The 22,865-nt window shown below is 45.5% G+C and carries 17 protein-coding genes and 1 pseudogene; 6 read left to right on the top strand and 12 right to left on the bottom strand.

The window, feature by feature from the left end; translation table 11 throughout:
* Positions 1-102 precede the first annotated feature (102 nt).
* Together VN23_RS02735 and VN23_RS02730 are read left to right on the top strand one after the other, a co-directional pair.
* Positions 103-1,056, top strand: a complete 954-nt coding sequence (locus VN23_RS02735; protein WP_046353323.1) for a DUF4349 domain-containing protein — start codon at positions 103-105, stop codon at positions 1,054-1,056.
* A gap of 21 nt (positions 1,057-1,077) precedes the next feature.
* Positions 1,078-1,527: a nuclear transport factor 2 family protein gene (locus VN23_RS02730; RefSeq protein WP_231743329.1), complete on the top strand. Its 450-nt coding sequence runs from the start codon at positions 1,078-1,080 to the stop codon at positions 1,525-1,527.
* Positions 1,528-1,645: 118 nt separating this feature from the next.
* Here VN23_RS02730 and VN23_RS02725 read toward each other — a convergent pair whose 3' ends face one another.
* Entirely contained in the window at positions 1,646-2,371 is a 726-nt protein-coding gene (locus VN23_RS02725; protein ID WP_046353324.1) for an FMN-dependent NADH-azoreductase, read from the bottom strand.
* Between the two features lie 119 nt (positions 2,372-2,490).
* On the opposite strand from VN23_RS02725, the gene VN23_RS02720 reads away from it, so the two are divergent.
* A complete protein-coding gene (locus tag VN23_RS02720) occupies positions 2,491-3,381 on the top strand; it encodes a LysR substrate-binding domain-containing protein (protein WP_046353325.1) in 891 nt (296 codons plus the stop codon).
* A gap of 476 nt (positions 3,382-3,857) precedes the next feature.
* Here VN23_RS02720 and VN23_RS02710 read toward each other — a convergent pair whose 3' ends face one another.
* Positions 3,858-4,328, bottom strand: a complete 471-nt coding sequence (locus VN23_RS02710; protein ID WP_046353327.1) for an Lrp/AsnC family transcriptional regulator — start codon at positions 4,326-4,328, stop codon at positions 3,858-3,860.
* A 385-nt stretch (positions 4,329-4,713) separates the two neighbouring features.
* Here VN23_RS02710 and glmS point away from each other — a divergent pair, with 385 nt between their 5' ends.
* Positions 4,714-6,531 (top strand): glutamine--fructose-6-phosphate transaminase (isomerizing), encoded by a 1,818-nt coding sequence (glmS, locus tag VN23_RS02700; RefSeq protein ID WP_046353329.1) that lies wholly within the window; start codon positions 4,714-4,716, stop codon positions 6,529-6,531.
* A gap of 368 nt (positions 6,532-6,899) precedes the next feature.
* Positions 6,900-7,655 (top strand): Cthe_2314 family HEPN domain-containing protein, encoded by a 756-nt coding sequence (locus VN23_RS02695; protein WP_046353330.1) that lies wholly within the window; start codon positions 6,900-6,902, stop codon positions 7,653-7,655.
* Between the two features lie 79 nt (positions 7,656-7,734).
* Here VN23_RS02695 and VN23_RS02690 read toward each other — a convergent pair whose 3' ends face one another.
* From VN23_RS02690 to sctC, 10 genes and pseudogenes are all read right to left on the bottom strand, one after another.
* On the bottom strand, positions 7,735-8,139 hold the full coding sequence (locus VN23_RS02690; RefSeq protein WP_046353331.1) for a hypothetical protein: 405 nt from the start codon (positions 8,137-8,139) through the stop codon (positions 7,735-7,737).
* Between the two features lie 248 nt (positions 8,140-8,387).
* Positions 8,388-8,744 (bottom strand): annotated as a pseudogene (locus VN23_RS02685) (transposase); the annotation flags it as partial.
* Between the two features lie 472 nt (positions 8,745-9,216).
* Complete coding sequence (locus tag VN23_RS02680) at positions 9,217-9,588, bottom strand: CesT family type III secretion system chaperone (RefSeq protein WP_052746764.1); 372 nt, start codon at positions 9,586-9,588, stop codon at positions 9,217-9,219.
* A gap of 223 nt (positions 9,589-9,811) precedes the next feature.
* Positions 9,812-10,699: a hypothetical protein gene (locus VN23_RS02675; RefSeq protein ID WP_156455104.1), complete on the bottom strand. Its 888-nt coding sequence runs from the start codon at positions 10,697-10,699 to the stop codon at positions 9,812-9,814.
* A 574-nt stretch (positions 10,700-11,273) separates the two neighbouring features.
* The gene (locus VN23_RS02670; protein WP_046353333.1) at positions 11,274-11,738 is read right to left on the bottom strand and encodes a hypothetical protein; all 465 of its coding nucleotides are present in this window, start codon (positions 11,736-11,738) and stop codon (positions 11,274-11,276) included.
* Positions 11,722-13,011: a type III secretion system ATPase SctN gene (gene sctN, locus VN23_RS02665; protein WP_046353334.1), complete on the bottom strand. Its 1,290-nt coding sequence runs from the start codon at positions 13,009-13,011 to the stop codon at positions 11,722-11,724. Before sctN ends, VN23_RS02670 begins: the two co-directional genes overlap by 17 nt.
* Positions 13,008-13,421 carry a hypothetical protein gene (locus VN23_RS02660; protein ID WP_046353335.1) on the bottom strand — a complete coding sequence of 138 codons (414 nt, stop codon included), beginning with the start codon at positions 13,419-13,421 and terminating at the stop codon, positions 13,008-13,010. Before VN23_RS02660 ends, sctN begins: the two co-directional genes overlap by 4 nt.
* A gap of 1 nt (position 13,422) precedes the next feature.
* Positions 13,423-15,414, bottom strand: coding sequence for an EscV/YscV/HrcV family type III secretion system export apparatus protein (locus tag VN23_RS02655; protein ID WP_442905413.1), 1,992 nt, complete (start codon positions 15,412-15,414; stop codon positions 13,423-13,425).
* A 221-nt stretch (positions 15,415-15,635) separates the two neighbouring features.
* Positions 15,636-16,736, bottom strand: a complete 1,101-nt coding sequence (gene sctW, locus VN23_RS02650; RefSeq protein ID WP_052746765.1) for a type III secretion system gatekeeper subunit SctW — start codon at positions 16,734-16,736, stop codon at positions 15,636-15,638.
* Positions 16,723-18,408: a type III secretion system outer membrane ring subunit SctC gene (sctC, locus tag VN23_RS02645; RefSeq protein ID WP_052746766.1), complete on the bottom strand. Its 1,686-nt coding sequence runs from the start codon at positions 18,406-18,408 to the stop codon at positions 16,723-16,725. Before sctC ends, sctW begins: the two co-directional genes overlap by 14 nt.
* 1,192 nt (positions 18,409-19,600) lie before the next feature.
* On the opposite strand from sctC, the gene VN23_RS02640 reads away from it, so the two are divergent.
* Positions 19,601-22,573 carry an ATP-binding protein gene (locus VN23_RS02640; RefSeq protein WP_046353337.1) on the top strand — a complete coding sequence of 991 codons (2,973 nt, stop codon included), beginning with the start codon at positions 19,601-19,603 and terminating at the stop codon, positions 22,571-22,573.
* The last annotated feature ends 292 nt before the right edge of the window (positions 22,574-22,865 follow it).

Below are 22,865 nucleotides of genomic sequence, written 5' to 3'. Positions count from 1 at the left end.
AAAAACCACGCCCACTTTATATTCCTGCCCAATCAATATATCTCTCTGTATGCTACGCGTCAGCCTGCCTAAAAAATCGTAAAACCATTAGGAAATCTAGCCTTGCAGATCAAAACGCTCTTTCTATGCCTTACTATCGTCCTGCTCGGTGCCTGCGGTAAAAAAGAAGAAATGGGCGAAATGCCCGCCGCAAATGCAGTTGCCGAATCGGCAGCAGATTCCGCACCAGTCAGCAGCAAAGAGCAACTTAGCTCCAGTGCCAATACTTATAGCGATAGCACCCGCCAATTTATTCGCACCGCCGATGCTAAATTTCAAGTAAAAGACGTTTATAAATCTGCACTAATCATTGAAGATATTGCCGCCCAGCTGGGTGGCTTTGTTGAAAAAAATGCAATTAAATCAGAAATAGCCCAAATTCACTTTGAGCCTATTGGCGACAATAAGAAATTGAAACTCACCGAATACGCGGTAACAGGCGCATTGATTATTCGAGTGCCCAGCGAAAAAACCCAAGACTTCCTGCGCCAAATGGCCGGGCAAATTATTTTTTTAAATGAACGGACTTTCCTTGCCCAAGATGCACAATTTGAATTACTCAAACAAAGACTAGGTATCCGCCGCAATCAAGAAACACAAAGCCAAATGGGTAAAGCCGCCAAAGGCAGCGGCAATGCGGAAGAAAAAGCCATCGCGATTGATGCGCAAGACAGCAGCAAACAAGCCAGAGACCATGCCATCATTCTGGAAAAAGAATTTGCCGACCAGGTAGCCTTTAGCAAAATCACATTATTTCTAGATCAAGCGTCCCAAATCAATCAGGCAGAAGTCAGTGATACAGAAGCAATCATCAAACAAGCCCGCCCAAATTTCTTCTACCGCCTTGGCCAAGCCATTCAATCAGGCTGGTATTGGGGGCTGGATGCCAGTATCGAGCTCATGAGAATCTGGCCTTTATGGCTAGTGATTGCAGCGATTGTTTTATTAATTCGTAGATTTAGAAAAACAAAAAAAGCCCCTGCTCAAACAAGCGAAACAAGCGAAACAAGCGAATAAACCCATAAAGGCATACTCGATATGAAACTCAAGCTCATTTTATGTATGCCTATTTTTCTGGCAACAATGGTTTTTGCACCGCGTGTTTTTGCACAAGACACTGAACTAGAAGCCGCAAAGCTACCATTGCAAAACTATATTCGGGCGCATGAAACCGGAAACGCAGATTTTGTACGTAAAGCATTTAGTAACGATGCAAAAATCGTTGGCCATATCAGCGGCAATTTAATTTCATGGAGCGTAGAGCAATACGCTGGGCGCTTTAATGGCAAAGCCGCCAGCGATGAAGCACAACGCAAACGCAGCTTTGAAATCATCGATATCACAGGCGACGCCGCCATCGCCAAAGTCATGCTCGATTACCCAAGCATCAAATTTGTAGACTATATGGCGCTGCTAAAAATAGAGGGCGAATGGAAAATCACCCACAAATCATTTAACGTACAAGCCAAGCCAGTAAGCGTTAAGTAATCGGCGGGATATATTACCCAGAGCCAAATATTGAATCACAGAGCACACTGAGAAAATCAATGATTAGATAGTTTTCTCTGTGTGCTCTGTGCCCTCGTTTTCCTCTGTGGTTCAAGGTTTAGCACTCTATCTTTTGTATCAATGGCGTCTTACTCGCGTTTTTCAAAGGCTGCTTAACACCCCTTAAACCAATAAGCAGCTCATCCACCTTTCCTTCCGCATGCCTAATCGACTGCGCTAGGCGCTCGTCTGCGAACTCATCGTATTCAATCGCCACACTATTTACTTGGGTGATGCCGATATAGGCAAAGGCTGTACGCACCGCTGCTTCCACATGATTGCTTGCCGCCATTTTCCCGCCTGCATCGTAGCCAAAATCACCTCGGGCAGATAACAATACGAGCTGCTTGCCTTGCTCGCTCAGCATGGGCCAGTAAGGTTGGCCTTTGCGTGTGCGATCAAAACCAAAAGTCACTCCAACCCGCACAATATTGTCGATATACGCCTTAAATTGCGCAGGTGGGCCAAAGTTATACATCGGCACACCCGCCACAATGACATCGGCAGCGAGCAATTCACTGATCAATAAATCACTTTCGGCCAGCGCATCGTGCATCCACGGCTCTCGGGCATCAGCAGGCGTAAACGCTGCATGTATCCATTGCCCAGTAATAAACGCAGGCGGTGCAGCACCAAGATCGCGATAAATTACCCGCCCATGAGGATGCTGGCTTTGCCATTGCTTCACAAAACGGGCACTCAGACGACGGGTGTGCGAGCCATGGGGATCTGCCCCAGAAAGACCACTACGCGCACTTGAATCAATATGTAATAAGGTCGGCATGTTTAAAACTCCAATCAGTGATTAAATTCATTCATGCCTTAGTTTGTTTCAATTATTTAAGCCATACAAACGAGTATTTTTGTAGCCATAGCTGATTTAAATTCATGTATTCTTTAAGGATGAAACCCAGACTCCCCTCCCTTTCTGCCCTGCGAGCCTTTGAAGCAGCCGCACGTTTAAAGAGCTTTAAGCTGGCAGCAGAAGCGCTATCCGTCAGCCCCACAGCAATTAGCCATCAAATCCGGGCACTAGAAGACAGCTTGTCTTGTGCGCTTTTTGTACGCCAAACGCGCAAAGTAGATTTAAGTGCAGAGGGTGAATTACTCTACGCCGCCACAAAAGAAGGCTTTGATTGTATTGCGGCGGGCGTTGAGCGCTTGCGAGTAAGGCAGCGCAGCACCGTTACGCTTTCAGCGACGCCTGCCTTTACCGCAAAATGGCTGGTGCCCCGCATGGCAGCGTTTCAAGCAGCGCACCCTGAAATCGATCTGCATATTCACGCCTCAAATCAACAGGTAGATTTACACTCGGGAGCGGTTGATTTAGCCATTCGTTATGGCCAGGGAAGCTATCACGATTTGCTGGCAACGCGCCTATTACAAGACCACTTTGCGCCCGTTGCCAGCAAGCTGCTGCACATCCGGCAGTTATCCGATTTAAGCCTGCATCCGCTGATTCACTTTGACTGGCACAGCCCGCCACCAATGCATTTAACATGGGCAGGCTGGCTACAAAATGCAGGGATAAGTGATCTGGATAGCACAGCAGGAATTCGCTACTCAGAAGAAAGCCACGCCATCCAAGCCGCCCTTGCCGGGCAAGGTGTTGCGCTACTGAGCTTAGAATTAGTCAAAGAAGAAATAGCAATGGGCCTGCTAGAAGTCCCTCTAACGCCAATCGTCGAAGGGCTGGCCTATCACCTTGTACGCTCGGCACTGAAACCTGCTGCTGCGGCGGTTACCATTGTTGAAAAATGGCTAATACAAGCGGCTAGCAAAACAGCATTGTGAGTATTAGCTTATTCGTAGGGCGGGTGAAACCCCATACGCCCTAACCAAATTGTTTTTTATTATATAAACAGCGAAAAAGCATAACAACCACGCTCTTTGCATAGGGCTTTTTAAAGTCCCCTTGAAACACGCCGGAGCGAGGAACAAGCGGGGCGGGGTTTCGGCCAGGGAGCGAGGCAGCGAGCCAATCCCGCCTGCCGCCGACTAGATTGTCCGCAGCGGAGGGGCCTTCGTGTTCTTGAGGTTGTGGCTTGGCTTCGTTTCTTGGCCGTTCAAGAAAGGAAGGCCCCCGCGGTGGCCAAGCGCTCCAAAATCAACGTGCCGAAGGCACTAAAAAGGTCTTTTTGATTTTGGTTAGCGCCTATGGTGTGCAACCCGCCAGCTATCGCATCAAATACTTAAAAACGGCGGGTTGCACCCGCCCTACGAAAAGCATCCGCATCCAATGAATATTCTTCAATAAATAAAGCGTCCCTTCACAACGCCAAGTACGTTTCAAACTTGCTTCTAAACATCGAAAAAAAGCTTCTTACATTGCGGATATTCGATTGAGTGGCAAAAAGGCGGTGGGCTAGCTGGTGATAGGCATTCATATCCGCCACCTGAATAATCAGCACAAAATCCGGCCCCGGCGAGACGCGATAGCATTGCTGCACGGTTTTTTCTGCTGCGGCGAGCTGCTCAAACTCCTGCATCTTTTCTGATGTTTGCACATCCAGCGTGATTTCAACGATGGCGGTTAAGCCTGCGCCGACTTTCTCTGGCGCTAAAATCGCTACTTGCTTGGCAATCACCCCCGTATCTATTAAGCGCTTTACGCGGCGCAAGCAGGTGGGCGGCGAGGCGTGCACCTTGGCGGCCAGATCTTGATTACTTAGTGAAGAATCTTGCTGTAATTGTTGCAAGATGCGTTTATCCAGCTCATCTAATACCATGGTCGATGTCATATAAATTCACAAAATTTATAAAAATGAAATAAAAATTCATACAAATAGATGGTTATCTATTTATTTCATAATACATTAAATTTTGAAAGATATATTCACACAAAACCATTTAGGATAAGGAGATTGCTTCATTTATTTCCTAGGGCAGGTGCTTACCCGCCGTTTTGAAATCATCCAGCTTAAACATGGCGGGTTTTACTCCAACCCTAACAACTACTACAAACATTGAATCATCGTAGGGCGGGTGCAACCCGCGTATTTTTAGGCATTGCTCGCGGGTTGCACCCGCCCTACAAGTAACGTTTCGCTGAAGTTGATTGGAGCGGGTTCCACCCGCCATACATGATTTACAACCTTCCCATTTATCTTCTCTTTCGAGGTTTCTATGTGCGGTATTGTCGGTGCAGTTGCCCAGCGTAATATCACCCCTATTTTGCTAGAAGGGCTTAAACGGCTTGAATACCGTGGCTACGATTCCTGCGGCGTGGCCTTGCATGTGGATGGCAAGCTGCAACGCTCGCGCAGCACCTCCCGCGTGACCGAGCTGCAAGCACAAATCGATCAGACTGGTTTAGCAGGCTTTACCGGCATTGCCCACACCCGATGGGCCACCCACGGCGTGCCTTCATCGGCCAATGCTCACCCACATTTCTCGCGCGAGCGAATTGCGCTGGTGCACAACGGCATTATCGAAAACCATGAAGAGCTGCGCGCCGAGCTAACCGCCGCTGGCTATGTATTTGAAAGCCAAACCGATACCGAAGTGATCGCGCATCTGATCGATCATCTTTATCAAGGTGATTTATTTGAGACCGTACAGCAAGCAGTCAAACGCTTAACTGGCGCTTTTGCCATCGCCGTATTCTGCCGCGACGAGCCGCACCGCGTAGTGGGCGCACGTTTAGGCTCCCCCCTGATTGTGGGCGTGGGCAAAGGTGAAAACTTTATTGCCTCTGATGCGATGGCCCTAGCGGGCACGACCGATCAGATTATTTATCTGGAAGAAGGCGATGTAGTTGATCTGCAATTACAAAAATGTTGGATTGTAGACAGCCAAGGCACATCGGTGCAGCGCGAGATTCGCACCGTTCACGCCCATAGCGGCGGTGCCGAGCTTGGCCCTTACCGCCATTACATGCAAAAAGAAATTTTTGAGCAGCCACGCGCCATTGCCGACACCTTAGAAAATGTCACCAATATCATGCCCGAGCTATTTGGCGACAAAGCCTACGGCATTTTTAAAGACATTGATTCGGTACTGATTCTGGCCTGCGGCACCAGCTACTACGCCGGGCTAACCGCCAAATACTGGATTGAATCCATCGCCAAAATTACGGTGAATGTAGAAATCGCCAGCGAATACCGCTACCGCGATAGCGTGCCTAATCCTAAAAGCCTAGTCGTGACCATCAGCCAAAGCGGCGAAACGGCCGACACCCTTGCCGCGCTAAAACACGCCCGTAGCCTAGGCATGCTGCACACGCTGACCATCTGCAATGTAGCCACCAGCGCCATGGTGCGCGAATGCGAGCTGGCCTATATCACCCATGCCGGGGTAGAAGTCGGCGTGGCCTCCACCAAAGCCTTTACCACCCAATTGGCAGCACTATTCCTGCTAGCGCTGTCTTTAGCGCAAATCAAAGGCAGACTCAGCGACGAGCAAGAAGCCGAACACATCAAAGCCATGCGCCACCTGCCCGTTGCCATCAGCGCCGTGCTAGCACTAGAGCCGCAAATCATTGCATGGGCCGAGCAATTTGCCATCAAAGAAAACGCCCTCTTCCTAGGCCGTGGCCTGCACTACCCAATTGCTCTGGAAGGCGCGCTTAAGCTGAAAGAAATCTCCTATATCCACGCCGAAGCCTACCCAGCAGGCGAGCTAAAACACGGCCCGCTGGCGCTGGTAACCAAAGAAATGCCCGTCGTTACCGTGGCCCCTAACGACACCCTGATCGAAAAACTAAAATCCAATATGCAAGAAGTACGCGCCCGCGGCGGCGAGCTATACGTATTTGCCGACGCCGATTCGCGCATCACCGCCAGCGAAGGCGTCCACGTCATCCGCCTACCCGAACACTACGGCCTACTCTCCCCCATCCTGCACACCGTGCCATTACAACTGCTGGCCTATCACACGGCACTGGCACGCGGGACGGATGTAGATAAACCGAGAAATTTGGCTAAGAGTGTTACGGTGGAGTGAGGGGGTAGTTAGTTAATTTTTTTGATTAGTTTGATAGATATAAAGAAGAAGGCCGCTAAGCAATTTGCTAGCGGCTTTTTTATATTAAGTAGCACGGTAGATTGGGCAGGTTTTATCTGCCAGCACATTTCTCGAGATACAAAGTTGGGCGGATAGAGCTTTAGCCCAAGCATTAATTACAAAAATTGATTATTAAATTAGTATTTAATGTAAGAGTTAACATGAATTACTTACTAATTACTGATACTATACTGTGAAAATTATTTAGCTTTATGTCTCTGAGAGTGGTGTTTTTATGTATCACGAGACGGTGGTTTTTCTACCGTTTTAGGGTGTCTATATCTTGTTAGCCATCACGAAGGAAGGTCATGGCATTCGAAGACCTGTACGAGCATCCGCTTTTCAAGCAAGTCACACAAGACGGTACAGACTTGCAAAAGGCACTGGGCCTCGGGCTGATGGACGAGCTTGATGACTCAACCACGATCGATGAGCTTCAGTTCTATGTCATGCGAGTTGGTTTTGCGCTTTCGCATGCTCTTGGCTGGGTGGAGCAGCTTCATCAAGCCGTTTTCTACATGACCGATTTTGGGCACACTAAGAAAGCTAAAGAACTGCACATCAAGCGGCCAGCACATCTTCTGTACAACATTGAAAACTACCTGATTAGGTTGCAGTCAACTTATGACCGCTGCCTTCAACTTACGAACGCAATCTTTCATATCTGCACGTCCGACGAACTGGTAAACCACGGCCTGATTGTTAGTAACCTCCACGTTTCACGGACACCTGTTCCCAAGCTGCTGAAGGCAGTAAAGAAGTCCATCGATGAGCATGCGCAAGACAGGCATCAGTTGATTCATAGGCACTCGCACATGGACAGAGATCTCCGAAAGATCGAACTGCTGTACATGCACTCCAAGGAGACATGGCCAGATGACGGCAAGCTCACCTATGAGAGGCTGGTTACCCATCGTGCAGAACGAGTTCGGAGTTTTACTACTCGACGGAAGGCGGAGTTCATAGACATCAACACCGCTTTAGTAGCTGCGCTTCACCCCTTGTTTGATGAAATGCTTCTACAGTACAAGCGGCAAAAACTCAGGCTTGCAAAGTTGGTGTGATGGCTAACCCTTCGATAGAGAGGACATCACCCGACAAGCCGGGCGCCGCCTCTCATCTCAAACAGTTAGGTTTCATAGTTCAACGCATTGCTGGCGATAACGCAATCCAGTAGCCCATGACCCAAAGAGGGAGCGGAAAATAGAGACCACAATAATCGCCGCATTGATAGCTCTCGCTGGAGTTCTCTTTGCCTCTTTCGCCACGCATCGCCTCTCTTTCTGGCGAGATCGTCACGCCCGCCGCGTTGCCGCCAACACGGCCTTCCGATCCAGCGTGCTTACTCTCTTTGTTGGTCTTTACCCCGAGCCCAAGGAATGGCCGAGTGACGGAAACGCCGTTGACAGAAAACTCCACGCCATCTTTCCCGCATTGCAGACCGCCGTAGAAAGTTTCCGTCCATTCGTTCCATGGTTCAAACTCCGTGGCTTTGATCATGTTTGGAAAATCTACCAGTACGGTGAAGACGGAAGTGACGTTGGCCATTACTATCAATACATGGGCTACTCTTCACCAGATAAAGTTATCCCTGACTCCAAAGCCACCTTCAGGCGCAATGTTGCTAGCCTGTTGTCCTATGCCCATGAAACCTGACCCAGCCCTGTAGGGCGGGTTAGGCTTATCAACCCGCGCTGAACAGCCAATCACAAACCACCTTATCGATTACCGCTTAGCCTACGACCATAGCTGAATCGCGGATTACGCCTGCGGCTAACCCTCCCTACAAAGCTGACCCGCTTGGTGGCAGAGCGAATCATGCTGTTGAGCAACTCAATGGCATTGGTCGTATAAATCGCTTTGCGACTTTCTGGCGGATATTCAAAGATCGTGCGTAAATGAGCCCAGTTCGCCGTCCACGACTTGGAAATCAAAGGGTAATTGGCTTGCCAGGTCTGAGTAAAGCGCTCCAATTCCATCAGCGCTTGCTCTTCCGTACTGGACTGATAAAGCCGTTTCAAATCCGCGGTAACGGCTTTGTAATCCTTCCAAAAAACAGATCTTATGCTGTTGCACACCATGAGCACGATACAAAGCTGAACCCGCGTGTGCGGAAATTCAACCGCAATCGCATCGGGGAAGCCTTTTAACCCACGTTCACCCACTGTGCTAGCGTGTTTCTCGTCGCCGAGATGGTCAGTTAATTCTGCGTTCAGTGCGGTTTCGACGGTGAGTTTGAGTAGTTCACGCGAGAGCGCATTTAAATCCGCTTCAGTTTTGATATCTTTAGCGAGTTCAGCGGCAAGAACCTGTAATTTTTGACGATCCATTGTGATGCCTGACATGAATTTTCTCCGGAAAGAGATTAATCGGCCAAAGGCATTTACACAATTTTAGTTACAGACTCTTTTCTATTTAATAAAATAGATTTTATTATCTTTAACTTTTATTCAAAATAATTTGAATTGGCATTACAAAATGAGTGCGAGTCCCGTGTAACGTTTTTAACCCGCCCTCTTGCCACTTATTATTGACACACGCCAAGCATACTGTGACTTAGCCAGCTGTATTTCCGCCGAACATGCCAACTTTGCATTTGGTCATGCTTTTAAGTGGCAAAATTCATTAACACTCTCCAGCCACTAATTTGTCTGCAAAATCACTCAGCAATTCCAGCTGCTCATACAAGCTATCAGCACTAGCACTATCCAATAGCTGACGGCTCCATAACACCCAGTCATTGCTATGCGCATCTTGACTAAGAATAGGCTTTAAACTATTTTCACCAAATAAATTCAATTGCAATAGCGACAATGAATCGATAATTTTTGCACTATCGATACAACAAAACATTAAGATCATCTGCGAAGGCTGTGCTGTAATATGAATCGCGTGTTCTCCAATTGATAAATTAACCATATCGTTCTGTTGAGCAGGAAATGGTAAATCAAGACGAAGACAAAGACTATTAATAGCCTCATTAAAATTTAAAGACATTACATATTTCCTAAAGTAGATCAATTAAAACGAAGTACATTCAACTCAGCAGGACAGGCCGCTACCACAAGCCAAATACCCCTATTTGGGATATCTAGCGAGCAAAGGCATTAAACACCACAGGTCGCGGCATAAGCCTCCACACAAAAGCAAAATATTAGATGCGTATATAAGGAACAAAAAGAAGCGCTCCATACTGAGCGAGCGCCTCTTCTAAGAAAACTTAGTTGGAGGCACTAAGCTTTGTTTCTGGCGCACGAATCGGAGTCAGAGGAGAAACCCCTTTCATTAACATATCAAAAATTTGAACCCCACTCGCCTGGCGCTCAGTATAGCCCTGCATACTATTCGAATGCTCTGGATGCATAATGTTTGGCACAATGCAAGTATCAAAAGAATTCCGAGGGAACGTACTACCAGGCGCATCTGACACTAGATTCAAGCAACCAGCGAATATCTGCAGCAGTACAGTAGCCTTCTTCGTATCAGAAAAACTCTCAACATACGACGCAACAGCCTCTTTAGCAATTTGCCGCTTATCCCCCTCAGGAGCAGAGAGCCATTTTTCTTTCAAATCGCCCAAAGTTTCAAACAAAGGAGCAGTCATTTTGAATTCCCGAAGCTCCTTCTTTAAATGATCAGCAATAACATTTCGCGACACCGTATCAAGGGACGGGCTCTTGCCTTGACTCAACGCAGTCTCAAACACAACGGCATCATTCTTGTTTGAAGCCTCTCTAAACAGCCCCGATAGATCACCCTCTGCAAGCGAAGCCTGCATCGCTTTCAAATAATCAATTGAAGTAGGATGGAACGACACTTGATTTGTAGCGCCACTTGAATTAGTGGCAGCTGAAGTAGCTGGAACGTCTAAGCCAAAAAGACGGGAGCATAAGTCGCTTATGCTCGCCTTAATGCCACTCGCAAAATTGACCACTTTATCTTTCAGAGACGTGCAAGCGCTCGCAGTGGAATTCATGCAACGCTCAAGCAGCCCCTGAGCACGCGGATCAAGATGATTAGCTTTAGCCGATGATGAGTTAATAGAAGTATCTAATGAACAAACAGAACGTGAAGAACTTAAAGAATTTACATTGAGATTATTTTGCATAATTTCACTCTACTATTAAATAACACACAATCAACTTGATGAACGAATAATTAAAACAAAAACTTGAACAATATAAATTAAATACCATCCACCAAGCCAATAAGAATCTTAATTATAAGTAAATCAAGCATACAAAACCATAAGACAAGTACTAAAAAAACCAACGTACACATAACGGATTAAAATATAAAATTCAATTAATCGCCACGTGTTTTATGTCTGTACATTTAACGTAATTAAGCACAAAACATAACAACCAATCAGCAATTGACTTAAAATAAAAAATTACAAGTAAATATCTTCGCTATGTTTACCATCTTCTAGTAGCCAATGTTTTATCGCCGGTGGCTCATCAATTTTAATGATTGAATCTGATCTGCGAATTTCTTGGAAAACGCAAGTACTCTTGAAGGTAAACTAATTTTCATGTTGATTTCCAAAATGAAAAAATTGTACAGACTATGCGATCTTTATAACTATCAAAAATCGTTCTTAAATGACTCGGCATAATTAAATACCCAAGGTATCAGTCCGCTCTTGCACATCATCAACAGAATGAGAGGGCTTCGTTAGATTAATACGATAACCCTCTCCAAGGCATTGTTTCTTGCCCTTCTGCCTCCTCGCTACTCAACGCTTGCAGATTCCAACGCTGTTTTTCGGCTTGTGTCCAACGTTCAAACTTCATCGTCTTATAATCCAACTCTCGCAAGCGGATTCGTATCGTTTCCAGTTGCTCTTTTAGCAATTCACACTGCTGCTTGCATTGCAATTGCTCAAGGCGCAATTTCTGAATTTCACTCAGCAACACAGCCTGTTGCCGACGGTGCTCAAATAATTGAGCTTTACTCACTGCAATTGCATTTAAGCATTGAGCCTTTAGCGTAGTTTGCACATTTAGCAAGCTTGTTTCGATAACAAGCAGCTGAGCTTCTTGCGTGGCCACCGCCTGCATCTGCAGGCTCAACAGACGCTGCTGTATTTGAGTTTTTCGCTCAGACAGCGTCAGCAGTTTTCGGCCCTTATGCCACAGCGGCATGCAACGCCTTTAAGGTGTGATCAAACTCGCTGTGCTCTTGCACAGGCTGACGCAATACATCAAACAGTGCTGGCTTACAAGAAAATGCGTGATCATTCTCGGCATTTTCTCCTGCCCGATATTCGCCCAGATCCACATAAAGCTGCATCTCTTCAAGCTTTGTTAATAGCGTACGCACTTTTACTGCCAGAGCCTGATGTGCTGGTGTAGTGATCTGAGCAAACAAGCGGCTGTTGCTGCGCAAAACGTCAATAGCAGGAAAATGCCCCTGACCCGCTAATTTTTGAGTTAAATAAATATGCCCATCCAAAATAGAGCGAATTTCATCTCCGATAGGATCGGCTTCTTCTTCCGACTCTAATAAAACGGTGTAAAACGCTGTGATACTGCCATGCAGAGTCTTGCCTGAACGCTCTAATAACTTAGGCAAAGCATCAAACACGGACGCAGGGTAGCCGCGGCGGGCGGGCATCTCACCTGCTGCAAGGGCGAGATCACGCAAAGCACGTGCATACCGAGTTAATGAATCCAAAAGTAGAATGACTTTTTTACCTTCATCCCGAAAATGCTCTGCGATTGTGGTCGCGATCTGTGCCGCATTACAGCGATCTACCGAGGCAGCATCTGAAGTTGAGTACACCAAAACCGTGCGGTCTTTATGCTGAGTATTTCGCAGCCATTCGCTAAACTCTGCAACCTCACGTCCACGCTCTCCAACGAGCCCCACCACAAATACATCTGCGTCAGCGTGTTCAATAAGCATATTCATCAGGGTGGTCTTACCGCAGCCGGCAGGTGCAAAAATTCCCACCCGTTGGCCTACGCCGCAAGTAAGCAAGCTATCTAAAGCGCGTATGCCTGTTGGTAAGACGGCATCAATAGATGCCCGCTCCAAATAACTTGGAGGTAAAGCGTCAATCTGGCGAGTGTATCCACAAGAAACACGCTCAGGACTGAGGCGCTCCACAATGTCGCCATTGGCGTCAAGCACCGCCCCCAGCATTGCATCGCTCACTTCAATACACTGGCTCTTACCGGTAGGCATTACGAGCATCTGACGCGACAGACCCGCTGTAGAGCCAAGTATACTAAGCATGGTCTGATCCCCGCTAAAACCGACCACCCTAGCCCGGACGCTAACCTGAGTAGACATCAGTGAATCACGCAGCTCACACAGCTCGCCCACAAACACATCAGGCAAAGGCGCCTCGATCATTGGCCCGCGCAAGTGATGTGGATGCGCATAGTGGCACCACAACGATGTAAATTTCATCGATTTACAATCTCGTGGGCATCAGACATCGAATTAAAAAAACTTTGCAAGGAAAAGCCGAAAGATTCCGGTGATTGCAAAAAATCCTGATGTAATGCACCGCGATACTCCAAATAGCCATCGCGCTCAGCCAAGATAGGCTGCCCCATTTGCAAATAGGCTTGTGGCTCCATTAAGTGTGTTAGTAAATCATTACCATACTGGGCCATAGCACTTTCATTAAATTCGGAAATCCTGCTCCATAACCACACACTATATTCATCCTTGACCAAGTAAATACTTGGTGCATCATCAAAATTGAAACAGATGGTCGAATGTCCATCAATATCCTTAACTGGGCCGCCAGGGAAACCTAAATGCTGCAACGCCGCCTTTACCAAAGTAGCAATATCTAAATTTTGCATATCCATCTTAAATCGTCCTTAAAACATCAATTGATATTGAATCGCTTATTTCGCCAAACGATAATACTTCTAACTCGCCATATTGACTTTCAATCAAGCGTTTCACAAAACGTCGAATATCCACCGATGCCAGCAACACCATATCTTTATGCGCAATAGAAAGCCCATTTAGCCCCACCGCAAATAAATCCATGATTTCTTCCGCCTCTGCTGGGTCCAAGTTTAAAAATACTCCCGCATTGGTTTGCCTCACGCCTTTGCGCACCATCTCTTCCACCCCTGGCGACACGACAATGGCCCTGATCTTTCCCTGCGCAGCAAATTTATCCGAGATATAACGCCCCAAAGACGAGCGGATATGTTCCACCAAGGTAATGACATCCTTTTCTTTCGGGGCCCACTTCGCCAGAGACTCTAAAATCAACTTCATATTCCGGACAGAAATACGTTCCAGCAATAACCTTTGCAATACTTCTGAAATCTTTTGTACAGAAGCATGTCGATAGGTTTCTTTCAGTAATTCCGGGTATTTTCCTTCAAGCTCATCTAATAGATTTTTTGCTTCCTGAATACCAAAATACTCTTGCACATTACGAGCCAACAGCCCCGCCACATTTTGATACAGCTCATCCACATCACTGCGCAGGGCATAGCCCATTTTTTCCACCTGAGGCGCATCCGCTTCACTCACCCAAGCACTGGTGTGTGCGCCACCTTGTATAAGTTTCACATTGATATCTAGCTGACTTAATTCATCTCGATAATCCATAATATGAAATTGCCCGCATGGACTATCAAACTCCGCGGCCCTCACTTCATTTACAAACACCCCAACCTTATTCTCATCAGCAGATGCCGAATAACTCACAACCGCTTGAGGCAAACGAATTCCATAATCCAGGAAAAAACGATTCGTTATATTTTGTAAAATATTTTTACTAATCCAATAAGATTTATTGCGCTCCGCCACCACAAAAATAAGGGGCACTGTTTCGGCACTCATCTTGCCCGTATCTAGAGTTGATTGATCGGTTTCCACATTGCCATGCTCATCAATGAAAGTAGCCGCCCCCCCTTCTGAAGATGCCTGTACCTGTGCTGCCTGAGTTCGCCGCCAGTACAAAAACGCCATCGCCCCCGAAAGAACAATAAACACAGGAAGCGGAAAGCCCGGCAACATTCCCATTGAAAGGGTTAAAATAGCGGTCACTAAAATCACGAATGGATTTTGAAATAATTGACTTACAATGCTATGCCCTAAGTTCTTGCTTTCCCCATTGACTCGGGTCACCACAAAACCTGCTGCAATCGAAATAAGCAAAGCGGGGATTTGTGCAACTAAGCCATCCCCAATGGTCAACTTGGTATAAACACTCAAAGCATCAGAAAACGAAGTACCACGTTGCACCATACCAACGGTAATACCACCAATAAAATTCACAAAAATAATAACAATACCTGCGATGGCGTCGCCTTTAATAAACTTCATCGCCCCATCAAACGAGCCGTAAAGCTGACTTTCTTTTTCTACCGTCGCACGCCGCTCCTTTGCACTTTCGGCATCTAAAATACCAGCGCGCAAATCCGCATCAATACTCATCTGCTTACCAGGCATACCATCCAAAGAAAAGCGGGCAGCCACTTCGGCAACCCGTTCCGATCCCTTGGTAATCACGATAAACTGCACCACCGTGACAATTGCAAACACTACAAACCCCACCACCAAACTATCGCCAATAACATACTCGCCAAAAGTGCTCACAATATGCCCAGCATCGGCATCCAATAAAATCAAGCGACTCGTGCTAATTGATAGAGCCAAGCGAAATAGCGTTGTAATCAAAAGTAATGAGGGGAACGATGAGAAGTTCAAAACTCTTTCAATATAAAATGAACCCAGCAAGATCAATAATGAAATGACAATATTGACGCCAATGAGTAAATCCACCAAGACCGTCGGTAAAGGGACAATCAGCATTGCAATAATAATGACGATCAACGCCAAAATAATCAGCTCTGGCCGCGTTGCCAAAGCACCCCAAATTCTTTTTAACATGCCTAACCTTTTCTAATTGATTTGGCCAAATGTTTTTAAATTCAAAACACCAACCAAACCCCCATGCATTAGGACACAGCCTTTCTCAGCACAAGCAATATGTGGAGTAAAGAGGAGCGGTGTTCAGCCCCCTGCAACAATGCATAGTCATTAATGTTCTCTGATTACTCTTTAGCTGCAGACAAACTATTCTGAAAGCGCTTCTGATGATCTACCTGCGCCTCCCTAACGTAATGGTCACTGGCCCAGTCTAAAATTTTATCTAGAATCAACTGCTTGCTCTCAGGAGCAAAAAACAATTGCTCATCAATACTTCGTACTGAAGCTAAAAGCATTTGCAACAATTGCGCTTTATCCGCCATAGAGAACGTCAACAAACTTGATGCTATCGCTTGGCTGACCGAGGCCTCAAATTCAAATGGCCGCCGCACAAAATCAAACCACAAAGACAATAAGCTCACCTCATCAAGCCCTGCTTTTGTGGCAAGATCCCGACCTTTAAATGAACCAATAAAATCAGACTCGCTAGATTTCACACGCTTCAATTTCACAGTGTGGTGCAACAAGCGCCCAAACTCTTCTCGTGCACAACTAGGGTCATGCGCCTGGATATCAAAGATCAAGGCTGACTCCAAAAATGCCAGTACCCAACCACGCTTTTGTGACCCAAATTGCTCGACCCATTGCTCATACTGAGCAACCTCATTTTCTACGCTGCCTAAGAAATCACGATAGGCTGCACGCAACGCCTTTGGGCTAACCTGCATACGTGCGCCGTGCAACTTTGCCTTTAATCCAACATTAATCCCCGCCTGACATCGTTGCGGATCAGCCTGCATCAAGGCCTGCTCAAGAGCCTGCTCCAAAATATCGGAGTGCAAAGCTTCAAGACCACGCTTTTTTAAAAGTTCGCGCAAGATCAGGACCAGATCACTGTCATCTGGAAATAAACTGCGTGCATAAGCCAGTAGCACCTCGGGGCTCATCCCCTGGCTACGCAATAAAGCAAAAACTTTGGCCACTTTGGGCTCTGCATCATCTTCTAAAATACGTTCAAATTGCTCAGAGACTCTTTGAGACTTCTTATCAATACCCGTCTGACGCCTAAATTGAGTCAGGACAGCAGATAAATCGTCCTGAACCAGCAGCAGCAGCTCCTGATCGCTCCGCTCACGCCCATCCGCCTGCTCAGGCTCTACCTGAACTTCCGTCCGCCTTGGCTCAAGCCTATGGCGTTGAAATGAAATCCCATCAATGGCGGCCATGCTTGTCTCCAGCAGATTGTCTCAACAACTGAACTACGTCATCCAAAGCCGCATCAGGGTACAAAACACTTGGGGCCGTAAACTGTCGAGCATCCCAAGTACTCCCCATATCTAATGGTCGCGGTTGAATTAAAAATACCCGCACCATTTTTTTTACATCTTCATTAGTCGAGCGAAACGCACCACCAATCCAAGGCAAATCACCCAATAGGGGGACCTTACTTTCAGTCTTTGTATAATGCTCAAGACTATAACCACCAATCAATAAACTCTTGTCTTTTGGCACCCTCGCTACCGTATTAATCTTAGTGCGCGTAATCACGGGCATGCCATTTACATTACTTGGACCATTGCTGCTGGGTGACGCTGCACTGCCATCTTCAATATTTAGAATCATTTCAACCTCTTCGCCTTCTGCACTAAATCTTGGCAAGACATTGATCAACGTGCCATAGGTGACGCTTTCCAAAGCCACTGCGCGCTCAGATGCGAGTTTGGTATAAAAAGTACTGTTATTATCAAAAATGGCGGGCACATTCTCCTGAGTCAATACAATTGGACGTGAAACAATTTGCGCCTGACCTTTTTGACTCAATGCCATAATAGACGCTACAAATTTTGCCCCATCTAATACAGATGTATTTCCACCCGCTAATTGCACGTTGCCCGCATTGAGAGCAACCTTCACTTGATTGCCCATATTTATAGCCCCTTGCCAACTCACACCCAATTGATCCAGATTATTTTTAGAAATATCAATAATCCATAGTGACAATTCAATATGGCGCTTAGGTACATCCAGCTGCGTAATCAACCCATGAATAATATCTACCTGCTCACGAGTCCCCTTTACCAATAGGCTATTAGTTTCAGCATAAGCAGCTATTTTCACTTGCCCCTGTGAAGTATTAAATGTCTTGCTATCCAAAGCTTGGCCAGCAGCAATTAATGGGGCGGCTTCAACACCTACAGGGGGCTTTTCTCGGGGACGCTCAATGAGCTCAGCCCCATCGGCCGCCAGCATAAGCCCCACCACTGAAGCGATACCAAGTAGGGTTACTTTTTCACTACGCAAATCAAAAGAGCGGTCATTTACAAATGTGTTGTGCAGCCGAATGACCTCAATTTTTTGCTTAGTAAGATCTACATTCTTATATAAATCATCCAAATAGCCTGCCGCATTTGCGACCAAATCAACATATACTGGCGGGCCCGATATATAGAACGTATTGCTCTTTGCGTCTCCACGAATTGGATAGCGCTTATCAAGCAAGCCGGTACGTCGCATAAATTCACTAAGATTATTTAGCGACGCATTACGCAAAGACAGCACTGCATTTTTTACCTCGCTATTATCATAAACATAATAACTCGCACCATCGTCATACCAAATCAAACCAACTTGATTTGATATTTTATGTAATAGCTGCACCGGCTGCGCGAAATCAAACTCGCCCGTTACCGTCTTTTTCATTGCCTTAGGACTTAATATAAATGGCTTTTTAATGTCTGCTGCCAATGCATTAAGCAGCAATTGCACACTCTCATTTTTTGAGACATATCCAACCCGCCCACGACTATCCTCCACCTTACTCACTAGAGGATCAGCCTGCACCTCCAGCGTCATCACGCATAAAAGAAATACAATACCAAAGACTTTAAACTTATTCATTAACACATTCCGTTCAAAACAACTCATTCGGTAAAATACCGATTTCTTTGTATAACTGCTGCAAAATGTGCTAATCAATAAAATGTATTTACTCACTTAAGCCACTCAATCTAGCTCAATATTTATTTAAGACCATTAGCAGCCGCATCATATCCTCTGAATCCGTAGGAAAAACCTTTCGCCACAAGATTGACTCGTATTATTACGTCATCACCTAAGTAGGAAAATCTGACTAGTACTATTTGTAAACACCCCAGTAAAGTCTTGTCCCAAATTCAACGCTACCCCATCAACGGAGGAGCCCCCGCAACGCCATCAACGCCACGCAAATCTTGCTGCATTCACATCTCAGCCCAGTTTAAGTGGGTGTATCTTGCAAGCTTTAAGAAGCGTCTATGATGAGAGTCCCGTGCTCCATTAAACCGACCCAAACTAGAGAGATTTTTAAATAGACCTGAAACTCTATCAAAGCCTAGACATGACAACATGCACGGTGCTACAAATCATTAAGCTCCATTCCATAAATATATGGCTCCTGTAAAATTATGCCCCTTGGTAAAAAGACACCTTGATCAAAACCAACCAGCCCAATCATGTAGACTTGAAACTAGACTTATAAGGTAGCGATATGAAGCACCGTTCGCCAACAAAGAACAGGGCCCGCCGCTAGCATGAGTAGCCAATTGGTACATGCTTTCGATCAAGATGGAAAACCGTTCTGTGCTGCTAAGCAAGATCAAAGTATTAGAGTGCGGAGCGTGGCTTAACACCAACAATTGTCGCCACCAGATTCAACATAAAGGCTAAAAAAACAACGGCGATCTGAGTGTCAGCAACTTCCTATCAGCGGCTTGCCAAGATTCGCATGCGTTTGGTGCTATAGCGCAGCAATCCGCATTAGCTAGGCTTCGCACTAAAGGTGATGGCGCTCCATATGAAGTATTTAGCCTAATTGAAGGAAATGAACTTTTAGACGTTTTGATGCCTAAAAGGAGCTTAAGTTACCTAGGGATGGGGAAATTCAATAAAGAACACAAACTTCTGTGTAAACCAACAAGCAATCGCTCAGTAAACCAGTTTTTTTGTAAGGTTCAAGTTTAATAGAGGAGCTCCGCGAAGCATTCGAGACTCTCATTAAAAAGACATTGATAAGCCCCCCAGCAGAGAGAGAAACCCTAGTAAGGAGCTTAAATTGGACGAAAGGAAAAGCATCAAGCAGCAAAATAGTGTCGCACTAAAACTACTGGGACAGTATTACGGCATTGCCATTTTTATTGGCGGTGGTTGTTTTAGCTTACTTCTAATTATTTTAGTCATTGTTGAGGCGAAATGGACCATTGACAATTACATGGCCCAAGCTCGCTCAACATTGATTAACGGAAAACATCTTTTACAATATGAGATTCAGCGTCGAGAAACGAATCTACTCACCAATGTATTATTGGCGGAGAGGTTTTCTGCTGTCACACCCCCCTTCCCTTTAAATACAAAAGTAAAATGCCATAGCAAAGACAACGCAGTCATATATTCTGACTTTTCTTACGGCTGCAATCTTTGGGTAATAGCAAATCATAAAAGTCAAGAATTAAATCAAGGTTTACTTGATTTTTTAACCTATATATCTATTTATTCTGGGGCAGTACGGACTACGAACTCACAATTAATCACCGAAACAACCGGTGTATTTTTTTCCCCTGATTACACTTTTCTAGGGACTTGGCCAGCTCCTTCACCTCAAGAGCTAAGAAAATTTTCAAATATAGAAACCTATGATCTAATCAAACACTTAGCCCCTCAATTGCCACAAATACGTGACCCAATCAAGAAAGCTGAGCTAAAAAAATCCAGGCAGAGCATTTGGATGCCCTTTGAAGGAAATTTATCTCTACCCATTGGCGGGCTAGAGCTATGGATGCCTGCGTTTAAAAAAGACAACGTATTTTTAGTAGTGGGACGCATCGTGTCTGTAGATTTGCTTAAACAAACCCTACAGAGGGAAAAACACGATGGCAATTTCAAGTTACTTGACTCACAAGGAAGAGATGTCCTAAACGAATTAAAATCAGAAGAGAATTCTATTCCAGCAGCGCGGGATAAATTAAATCACAAGACTCCGATACCTCAGCAAAATAAAAATGAAATACAAGAAGATAGTGAACTTGGTAAAATTCAATTATCTAGCTCTATTGGAAATCAAGGATGGAGCCTAGTATATTCCTATGACTGGCGCAGCTTTCTCATTGCCCGTGGCCATACTTTGCTTAAGTTAATCTCTTATATGGTATTTATATTATTTAGCTTTTGGTTTTTTGTTTTGTTTCTCCATAAGCGTTTTGCACAACCGATTTATCATCGTGCAAAGCAAGCCGCTGAAAGCGAACAACTATCTCAAGTTATCATGCAAAACGTACCGATAGGAATATGTCTAATCCATGCAAAAGCTGGCGATTTAATAATGGCTAACGATTGTATTACTAGCTATGCAAACAGATATGCTAATGAAGAGCTGTGGCAAGTACTGTTTACGAACTGGAAAGAAAAAGAAACCACGTCAAAACAAAATAATTACATCAGCTTGCCACTAAACAACACAAAAATAAATTTCAAGTGTTCCTTTGAACTTCAACGTTATAACAATGAAGATGTTATTTTATGCTGCATGGAGGACATTACCGAGCAATTTGAAATTGAAGCTAGGCTAAAAGCAGCAAGGCAATATGCAGAGCAAGCAAGCAAACTGAAATCAGATTTTTTAGCCAACATAAGTCATGAAATAAGGACTCCCTTAAATGCAATATTGGGTAATTTAGAACTAATGGCTTATCAGCCATTACCTGAAGAGGCTCAAAAACAATTAGCGGCGAGTTGTAATGCAAGCAAATCACTACTTGATTTATTAAATACTGTTCTTGACTTCTCAAAAGTCGAGGCACATCAAATGCATTTATCCCCTCAATGCTATGCCTTGGACAATATTGTGCAAGAATTAGCAAGTTTATTTGAACCGCTGGCCACAGCAAAAAAAATAACACTTACCTATGAAATAGCGCCAAATGCACTAGGCCATTACTGGATTGATGGCGAGCGCGTGCGCCAAATTCTTGCTAATTTACTCAGTAATGCTTTGAAATTTACACACGCAGGTAAAATCACTATTACTTTATATTTTGATGAAAGCACTCAGCAGCATGTATTGAGTGTGGCCGATACTGGCATTGGTATTGCCGCCGATAAACTGCAAACCCTATTCAATCCTTTTGTACAAGCAGATGCAAGCATTCAGCATAGTTTTGGCGGCAGCGGGCTAGGTCTTGCTCTATGCCTACGTCTAGCACAGCTCATGGAGGGTGAGGTATGCGTACAAAGTGAACTAGGGCAAGGAAGTATATTTAGCTTACGTGTACATGCTCCTCCATGCGAGGCACTTAGCACCACTCATCTAGAAACCATGCAACCGATACTGCAGGAACCTACGTCAGTTATAGCAGCATTATCAAGCATCTTGGTAGCCGAAGATCATCCTGCTAGCCAAGCATTGCTATATGACCAGCTAAGCATGTTAGGTTATGCTGCGGATATAGTGGCTTCCGGGCGCGAAGCCTTGGCGGCCTATTCAGAAACCCATTATGACTTAATCCTTACTGACTTATCCATGCCAGAAATGGGAGGACTAGACTTGGCCCGCTGCCTGCGGGAACAAGGAGCCAAACTCCCCATCGTGGGCATGACAGCCTACGCCGGAGAAGAAGAACACCAAGCCTGCCTAGAAGCAGGAATAGATGCCTTGCTGCTCAAGCCTTTAAGCTTAAGCAGTCTGTCACGGGCCATGCGCCAACACATTTCAAAGAACACAACCAAACAAGTAAAGCTTCACGATCTTGCGGAGCGACAGCCTCTTGCCCCTCATGTTTTTATTGCGTTGCAGGAAACTAGCTTAAAATCAATTAAGCGAATACATTCGGCCCTGCAAGAAGAGGATGCTATTGGGCTAGCTCTCGAATTGCATCAACTCCAAGGCGGCCTTGGATTAGCAGGGTTAGATGCCCTTCTGAAGACCTGTATAGAACTGGAAATCTGCGTAAAAGCAGGTGACTTAAAAACCTTTAGTCAAGCTTGGCCAAGCATGAGTGAACGCATCGCAGATGCCTTGCAGTTATTCAGATAACCACACCAAACACGGTAATTCTCCACAAAACCAGCTCATCTTTAAATAGCATTTCCTCGCAGCCTTTGAGAAGCTCTACATGAAAGCCAAGGGCAATTGATAACGGCAGATTATCGCGACTTTAAAACAAACCGAGGCCGGTAACAGTGCCAGAACCGTGTCAAGGAAGAGTACGGTATCTCCCCTAAACAAAATAAACAATCGACCACAAGAACGTTTGGATTTCGAATCCCAACCTAGGGATTCAACGAGGGTAAGCCCCTGAATTACGAACCACCCAGCGTTGTACTTA

The sequence above is a fragment of the Janthinobacterium sp. B9-8 genome (genome assembly GCF_000969645.2).
GTDB lineage: Bacteria > Pseudomonadota > Gammaproteobacteria > Burkholderiales > Chitinibacteraceae > Iodobacter.
The sequence above is the reverse complement of the archived record's forward strand: the minus strand, read 5'-3'. Positions and strand labels throughout refer to the sequence as shown.

Coding starts and splice junctions, on each gene's coding strand:
- VN23_RS02710 (WP_046353327.1), bottom strand. CDS start 4,328: ATGACATCGACCATGGTATTAGATGAGCTGGATAAACGCATCTTGCAA.
- VN23_RS02695 (WP_046353330.1), top strand. CDS start 6,900: ATGGCATTCGAAGACCTGTACGAGCATCCGCTTTTCAAGCAAGTCACA.
- sctC (WP_052746766.1), bottom strand. CDS start 18,408: ATGAATAAGTTTAAAGTCTTTGGTATTGTATTTCTTTTATGCGTGATG.
- VN23_RS02670 (WP_046353333.1), bottom strand. CDS start 11,738: ATGCCGCTGTGGCATAAGGGCCGAAAACTGCTGACGCTGTCTGAGCGA.
- VN23_RS02680 (WP_052746764.1), bottom strand. CDS start 9,588: ATGTCTTTAAATTTTAATGAGGCTATTAATAGTCTTTGTCTTCGTCTT.
- VN23_RS02720 (WP_046353325.1), top strand. CDS start 2,491: ATGAAACCCAGACTCCCCTCCCTTTCTGCCCTGCGAGCCTTTGAAGCA.
- VN23_RS02725 (WP_046353324.1), bottom strand. CDS start 2,371: ATGCCGACCTTATTACATATTGATTCAAGTGCGCGTAGTGGTCTTTCT.
- VN23_RS02730 (WP_231743329.1), top strand. CDS start 1,078: ATGAAACTCAAGCTCATTTTATGTATGCCTATTTTTCTGGCAACAATG.
- sctN (WP_046353334.1), bottom strand. CDS start 13,011: ATGAAATTTACATCGTTGTGGTGCCACTATGCGCATCCACATCACTTG.
- VN23_RS02660 (WP_046353335.1), bottom strand. CDS start 13,421: ATGGATATGCAAAATTTAGATATTGCTACTTTGGTAAAGGCGGCGTTG.
- VN23_RS02675 (WP_156455104.1), bottom strand. CDS start 10,699: ATGCAAAATAATCTCAATGTAAATTCTTTAAGTTCTTCACGTTCTGTT.
- VN23_RS02690 (WP_046353331.1), bottom strand. CDS start 8,139: ATGGCCAACGTCACTTCCGTCTTCACCGTACTGGTAGATTTTCCAAAC.
- sctW (WP_052746765.1), bottom strand. CDS start 16,736: ATGGCCGCCATTGATGGGATTTCATTTCAACGCCATAGGCTTGAGCCA.
- glmS (WP_046353329.1), top strand. CDS start 4,714: ATGTGCGGTATTGTCGGTGCAGTTGCCCAGCGTAATATCACCCCTATT.